This is a genomic window from Mesorhizobium sp. M0306, assembly GCF_040321655.1.
Classification (GTDB): Bacteria; Pseudomonadota; Alphaproteobacteria; order Rhizobiales; family Rhizobiaceae; genus Mesorhizobium.
The window spans coordinates 1-6,664 of sequence record NZ_JAMYRY010000070.1 but is presented as its reverse complement, the minus strand read 5'-3'; the positions used below and the strand labels follow the sequence as shown (position 1 = coordinate 6,664).

The following is a 6,664-nucleotide window of genomic DNA, read 5'->3' as shown; positions in this document are numbered from 1 at the left end:
TGATCAGACCAGATACCGTTCCCGATTCGAAGGCCATCCGTCGAAAGCGCTCGCGTCAACGTGCAGCGAAAATAGCGCTTACGCTTCTCCTGTCCACTGTGATTTTGAACACAGGCGCAGTGTTGACGGCGGCTGGTCAGAGCGACAAGCCGCGATCAAGCGTGGACAATCCTATGTGGCCCGCTTCACTGAAATGGGACTGCAGGACGGCTGCCAAAATCGTGTGTGAGCGTGATGGCGGTTGCTCAGTGGCTGAGGAGCACACTGGTTTTGTGCTGAACTACGGCAGCAACGAAGCTGAGTTCCCGGCCAGCAATGTCAGGATCAAACGCCACTATCAACAGACCGTGCAGGCAAGTCCTTTGCAGCAGGAAGCTAAAGTCGAACTGGCCGACAATCGCGTCTTTGGCTGACGGCCGTGGATGCCAGCCGCACTTATTCGAAAGCGTGGGTCGGCGCACTGAGTGAGTTGAAGGGCGGCGCGGTACTCATGGAATCTGAGGGCGTCTATTGCATGCCGCACAAGTGAGTGCGCCGAGAGAGCAGGCGAGCGAAGCCGATGGTCTGACCTGGGACGCCGACCCCCGGGCGTTCCAGAAAAAGTGGGTCATCCCGTCCGGTTTCATTAGACGATGAGACGATCTTAAGTAAAAATGATCTCCTGAAACGGAACGTCGAGTAGGAGTTACTGATGTAGAACTGATCTGCTTGCCTCTCGATAACCAGAAGACTTGCAGCGAGTGTCAGGCATACGTGGGATACTTAGAAATGTCAACTTCGTCTGATGAAAGTCGCGTAATCTATCTTATGGAACTTCGATTTCGTAAAACTGAAGCACTACACAAATCTGAACGACGTGCCGTGAAGTGGTGCGTGATGGCCCGCGGCCGGGCGCAATCCCGAAGCTGTACGCGAAAATCTGGTGGCGCCAACGATGCTGTCTATGGAATCGCGTCAAATCACCAGTACATACATCGGCTATTTGAGGTCCGCCTCAAGCTTTTCATCCCCAAAAGAATTGCCTCCCAGGTGCGGCTCGATAACCGAAGCTTGGCGATCCTATTCCACATCCGAGATACCTCCTCAGAACATGATCGATAATAGTGTTGCAGGCGCGCCACCGCAATTGCTTACCGCGATCACCTCCGAGAGCGCTCCGAGGATTGTTCATCCCGACGACGTACGTGGCGAGGATCGACCCGCCTGCGCCAATTCGGACGAGCGTGTATCCGGCGCAATCCTGAACCGATCGTGAGCTGAAGCTGCTGGAGGGAGCCCTTCCAACTCTTCACTGACCCCAGACCGATGCTGGCAGCGCGTTGAGCGGGATTTTCAGATAACGCAGGCCATTTTCCTCGACCTGAGGCAGCTCTCCTCCGCGAATATTGACCTGGAGGGCATGCAACATGAGCCTTGGCATCGGCAATGCCCTGTCTCGCGCCTCTCGAAGCCTGATGAACGCACTCCGAGATTGACCGGCGACGTGCTTGTTTTTCTCTTTCTGCTCCGCCACCGAACTCTCCCACAGAGCCTGGGCGCCCTCCCGGCCTGTAGTCGTGACCGGCAAAGAGACGGGTCTCGCCGGGTAGGCTCAAAATGTTCTGGATGGACTGCCACAGATCAGCTGCACTGCCACCCGGGAAATCCGCGCGGGCGGAGCCGCTATCTGGCATGAAAAGTGTGTCGTGAATGAACGCGGCGTCCCCGATGACATAGCTGATCGACGCCAAGGTGTGGCCTGGCGAGTGCATGACGCGCGCTTCTAGCTCGCCGATGTTAAAGCTATCGCCGTCGCAAAACAGCCGATCCCATTGTGAGCCGTCGTATGCGAGATCGGGCCAATTGTAGATCTGCTGCCAGATCTGCTGCACTTCCTTCACCCGCTCGCCGATTGCAATCGGCGCACCGGTCCTTGCCTTGAGATAACGCGCGGCCGAAAAGTGATCCGCATGCGAATGGGTGTCCAGGATCCACTCGAGCTTCAGATTGTGGCTGTTGATGTAGTCGAGGATCGCGTCCGCATTTGTCGTTGCTGTCGAGCCAGACTTTTCGTCGAAATTGAGTACAGGGTCGATTATGGCGCATCTTCGTGAACTCGGGCATGCAACGACATATTGGATGCTGCCCGTCCGTGCATCATAGAACCCGGCGACTTCAGGCTGCTGCATGGGCAATGCCCTCGACTGCGGCTCGCGGGAAGAAGATCGCCCGGCCAGGATCGAGGTCGTAGTCATGCTCGAAGTCCGTTGCGTCGGACGCAATCTGCGCCACGGCATCGAGTATGAACTGCACCTTCTCGTCCGGCAGCAGAACGCTGAAATTCAGCCGGGTGAATCCCGGCTTTTTCATTTCGTCGCCGGAGAGAATGGCTTGCCTGATTTCCTCGGACTGTTCGTCGTCGATCGACAGCAGTCTGTGGACATACGGGCCGGCGCAGGCGCAGCCACCGCGCGCCTGGATCCCGAACCGGTCGCTTAGCATGCGCGTGATCAACTGCTGGTGGACGTAGCCGTCCTTTCCGTTTTTGATCCGGAAGGAAAAGATCGGAAGCCGCTCAGGATCCGATAGACCGAGGAGCTCCAGCCGCGGCAGGGCTTTCCATGCGCGAAAAGCACGACGCGCCAGCTCGCGATTGCGCGCTGTCATCGCGTCGAGTCCGATCGCATCTTTGACGATGAAGGCCAGCGCGGCTCGTATGTCGCCAATCACGTTCGGCGTGCCGGCTTCCTCGCGGGATTCCAGGCTGTCGCTGTAATCGTGTGTCTTCGGGGAGACAAACTTCACCGTCCCGCCACCTGGCCACGACGGCGTTTTCGTCGAAGGTCCGTCGCGTCGAACGATCAAGATGCCGGAGGCGCCGGGACCCCCGAGGAACTTGTGGGGCGAAACAACTATCGCGTCGATCTGGGCATCAGGGGCGGGCGACATGGAAATCGGCAGGTAAGGACCCGCCCCGGCATAGTCCCAGATCATCTTTGCGCCAGCGGCCTTCACGATCGCGGTGATGGCCGCGACATCGCTGGTGATGCCCGTGACGTTCGAGGCCGCGGACATCGAGCATATCGTCAGATCTGACGACCCCCCGCCAACCGCGTCCTTGAGCTGAGACAGGTCCGGCCCGCCAGACGGATGCTCAGCGATTTCCACGATTTCTGCCCCGCTCTCGCGCCAGGGCAGAATGTTGGAATGATGCTCATAGGGACCGATAATGATCCGAGCGCGCTTGCCCGCTGCCACGGCTTCAGCGACGCCGAATAGCTTGACGAGGCGGTTGATCCCCGACGTAGCGCCGGAGCCGGTGAAGATCACAGCATGCCGTTCGGTGGCCCCGCAGAATTGACCGATCAGGGCGCGCGCTTCCCGACGCATGCGGGTCATGAAGCCTCCGCAATACGAGGCTTCCGTGTGGCTGTTGGCGTAGTACGGCAGGACCTCCTCAAGCACAAAGCGCTCGATCTGACGGAGTGCGCGGCCTGACGCGACATAGTCGGCGTACACCAGGTCCTTTGGCCCGTAGGGACCCTCGATTTTCGCCGTCGATCCCACAAGCCCATCCCGGAGGTCGGCGGTCACGTCAGCCTTTTTCAACCCCTGGCGGAACTTTGACAGAGGGGTCTCGGTCTGCCTCGTCGTTGGGCGAACTGCTTGCACGGTCAGTCTCCCGGCTCGGATATTGACTCGGATTGTAGCCTGCTCCAGGCTCGAAAAATTCACCTATTTTCTGCAATTTCTTGCAAAGAGCGTGTCATATGATCGAAAATCTGGCGAAAATCGATGCATTTGATATGAAGATTTTGACGGCCATGCAGATCGATGCAAGCCTTTCGCAGCGAGATTTGGCGGAGAGGGTCGGCCTGTCCCAGAACGCGTGCTGGCGGCGGATCCAGCGCCTGCAGTCGCTAGGTGTTATCCGCGGGTCGCACAGCAATATCGATCTGCGAGCGCTGGGGCTCGACCTGACGGTTTTCGTAATGGTCCGCACTCGCCACCATTCCAAGGAGTGGAGTGAGGCGTTCCGTGCCCATGTTGAACGGTTGCCGGAGGTGATCGATTTCTATCGGATCGGAGGGGACTGGGACTATCTGATCAAGGTCGTGACACAAGGCATGTCCGGCTACGATGCGTTCTACCAGAAACTGATCACGAACTTCGACCTGGCTACGGTGACAGGCTTCTTTTCCATGGAAGCGATCATCAACAATCGTCCAGTGGATCTGACCAATCTGCGATAATGCGGCGCCTGCTGTTGGACACTTCGCCCTTCATCGTCGCCAAGCCGTCGACCGTGGCACCCACCAGGGTGAGGTGTCGATTACATGAGCCCGCAGGTCTGGCTGCGAGTTCGCCCCATCAGCTGTTTGCAGGCCTCAACTGAGCCTTGAGTTCCTCCGCCCTTGCTGCGCGGGTCCTGATGACGCTTCGCTCAGGTCCGTACCCTAAGGGCTTGCTCCAGCCTGTCGGCAATCTGGGTGACGATATAGGCAATCACCATGTAGATCACGACGGCAATCACGAAGGCTTCGAGGTAGTAGTAGTTCAGCGCGGCGGTCAGCTGGGACTGGGCGAAGATATCGACAACCTCGATGGCGAATCCGAGAGAAAGCGCCTTCATGATGACCATCATCGAGGTTGTCAGGTCGGGAATTGCCGTGAGAGCCACCTGGGGAAACAGAATCCGTCGAAACAGTTGGCCGTTCGTATAGCCAAGCGAATGGGCGGCGTCTGATTGACCGGTGTCGAAGGCGTTCAGGGCTCCCTTGATAATCTCGGATTGGAACGCAGCGATACAGCCTGTCACCGCAATAACAAGGATGACCGAGTTGGGTGTTTCATGGGCGTTGAAGTTGACCCCTAGCAACGAGAGCAGGAACTGGAATGCCGGCGGCAGACCGAAATAGGCGAGGAAAATCACGATGACCATCGGAACGCCCTTGAAGACGATCTTGTAAGCCATGATGAGCTCTCGCAGCACCGGAACTCGTCTATATTCGACGAGTGCGAAAATACTGCCGACTATCGTCGACAAGACGAAAATCGTGAGCGCCATTCCAAGCGTTACAGGTACGGCGCCCAGAATTTCCTGGGTGTCCTGGAGCAAAATATCGGTCTCGAACATGGTTGAATACCCTTTAGGTCAGACGCTGGCGATGGCCGCGTTCTTGATCTGAGCTGTTGTCGTGGCCTCAGGCGCCTGCATCGGTGATCGAAGCTCGAACAAGTGCACGATGAACCAGGCAATCAGGCACATCAGCGCATAGACGACAGCCAGGACGAGGTATGTTTCGAACTGGTACTGGTTATAGTCGCGCTCCATGATCAAGTGCGCGGTCGCCATCACGTCGGCCGCCCCAATGTACATGACCAGCGCAACGTTATGGATCAGGTAGATGATGGAGTTTCCATAGCCCGGCAATGCGAAGTGCACCGCTTGCGGGCCCACGATGCGGGTGATCTTCTGGCGAAAGGTATATCCGAGACTGTCGGCTGCATCATGCTGGCCGCGATCGACGGCCAGGTATGCGGGCCGCAGGACTTCCGACAGATAGCCGCCATGGTAAAAGCTCAGTCCGACCATCGCAGCGATCGTCGGCGAGAAGAAATCTGCGGAGCCGAACAGCGCCACCAATAGGGGGAGCCCGTAGAACGCGACGAACAACTGGAGGACGACGGGAACGCTGCGGGCATAGGACACGTAGAGGTCGGTGAGGTGGCTGACCACTGGTATCCTGCGAATCCGCAATGTTGTCGCAACGAGCGCCAAGCAAAAGCCGACCAACATGGCGGTAAACGTGATAGCGAGCGTCAGCGGCAATGCCGAGAGCAACTCGGGAATCATAGCAGAAACATCCACTTTGAAACACTCCTTCTTGCAATTCAGCCTTGCCGCTGACGATATCTACTCAGATCACATCATTTCATATACTTGACGATGCCTTCGCCAAACCACTTCTGCGATAGCTTTTCGATCGTGCCGTCGTCTTTCAACTCCTTGAGAACTTTGTTCACGTCATCGACCAGAGCCTTGTTCTCATCTGACCTGTGAATAAGCATGTAGGTGTTGTTGCTGAAGACCGGATCGGACGCCACGATATCGAGCTTCTTTTCATCGATGACGGTCTGCTCACCAAGATTTGAAGGCAGGACCAGCGCGTCGAACTTGCCGTTCTGGACCTCATCCAAACGGTTTGGATACGGGATTCCGGCGCTCGACGCCGTCACGTCAAGCTTGTATTGCGGATTTTCTTTTTGCCAGTTCATGATGAACTTATAGGTGCCGCCGCCAGCCGTGGTCGGAACGATCCTCTTGCCGACCAGGTCTTTCATTTCCTTGATGCCGCTGCCCTTTTTGCTGTAGATCTTCATCAGGCTGGCGCCCATGGGGTTTTCCGGAATGAAGAACTGCTTGGCGCGCTCGGGCGACTTGTAGTAACCACCGACCGCGATGTCGTATTTACCAGTGGCCAGGCCGGTTTCCTGCGCGATGTCGGAGACACCTTCCATTTCGAACTTGTATTGCGGCAGCTTTGCGTTGATCGCCCTCAGCAGATCGGGTTCATACCCTTGCGGCTCGACGCCGAGCGCGCCCCATGCCAGCGGCTTGGATTCGGCAGACGTCGCGATCTTGATCGTGCGAACGGTCTGACCATAGCTGATCCCTGCGGTT

Annotated in this window: 6 protein-coding genes and 1 pseudogene; 2 read left to right on the top strand and 5 right to left on the bottom strand. The window is 57.3% G+C overall.

Features of this window, described 5'->3' with window-relative positions:
- Positions 1–413, top strand: a 413-nt coding sequence (locus NKI95_RS33830; RefSeq protein WP_352722184.1) for a hypothetical protein, incomplete at its 5' end; no start/stop codon positions are given.
- 875 nt (positions 414–1,288) lie between these two features.
- Here NKI95_RS33830 and NKI95_RS33825 read toward each other — a convergent pair.
- Positions 1,289–2,168 (bottom strand): annotated as a pseudogene (locus NKI95_RS33825) (MBL fold metallo-hydrolase).
- Positions 2,155–3,651, bottom strand: coding sequence for an aminotransferase class V-fold PLP-dependent enzyme (locus NKI95_RS33820; protein WP_502909291.1), 1,497 nt, complete (start codon positions 3,649–3,651; stop codon positions 2,155–2,157). The pseudogene NKI95_RS33825 and the gene NKI95_RS33820 overlap by 14 nt, the downstream one beginning before the upstream one ends.
- A 98-nt stretch (positions 3,652–3,749) precedes the next feature.
- Between NKI95_RS33820 and NKI95_RS33815 the strand changes: the two genes are divergently transcribed.
- Positions 3,750–4,232, top strand: a complete 483-nt coding sequence (locus NKI95_RS33815; RefSeq protein WP_352722180.1) for an Lrp/AsnC family transcriptional regulator — start codon at positions 3,750–3,752, stop codon at positions 4,230–4,232.
- A gap of 191 nt (positions 4,233–4,423) precedes the next feature.
- Here NKI95_RS33815 and NKI95_RS33810 read toward each other — a convergent pair whose 3' ends face one another.
- From NKI95_RS33810 to NKI95_RS33800, 3 genes are all read right to left on the bottom strand, one after another.
- Positions 4,424–5,116, bottom strand: a complete 693-nt coding sequence (locus NKI95_RS33810) for an amino acid ABC transporter permease (protein WP_352722178.1) — start codon at positions 5,114–5,116, stop codon at positions 4,424–4,426.
- Between the two features lie 18 nt (positions 5,117–5,134).
- Entirely contained in the window at positions 5,135–5,851 is a 717-nt protein-coding gene (locus tag NKI95_RS33805) for an amino acid ABC transporter permease (RefSeq protein WP_352454993.1), read from the bottom strand.
- Positions 5,852–5,910: 59 nt separating this feature from the next.
- The coding region (locus tag NKI95_RS33800; RefSeq protein ID WP_352722176.1) for a transporter substrate-binding domain-containing protein at positions 5,911–6,664 on the bottom strand (754 nt) is incomplete at its 5' end.

Bases quoted from the DNA above. Each gene is read 5' to 3' on its own strand.
- NKI95_RS33810 (WP_352722178.1), bottom strand. From the start codon at position 5,116: ATGTTCGAGACCGATATTTTGCTCCAGGACACCCAGGAAATTCTGGGC.
- NKI95_RS33815 (WP_352722180.1), top strand. From the start codon at position 3,750: ATGATCGAAAATCTGGCGAAAATCGATGCATTTGATATGAAGATTTTG.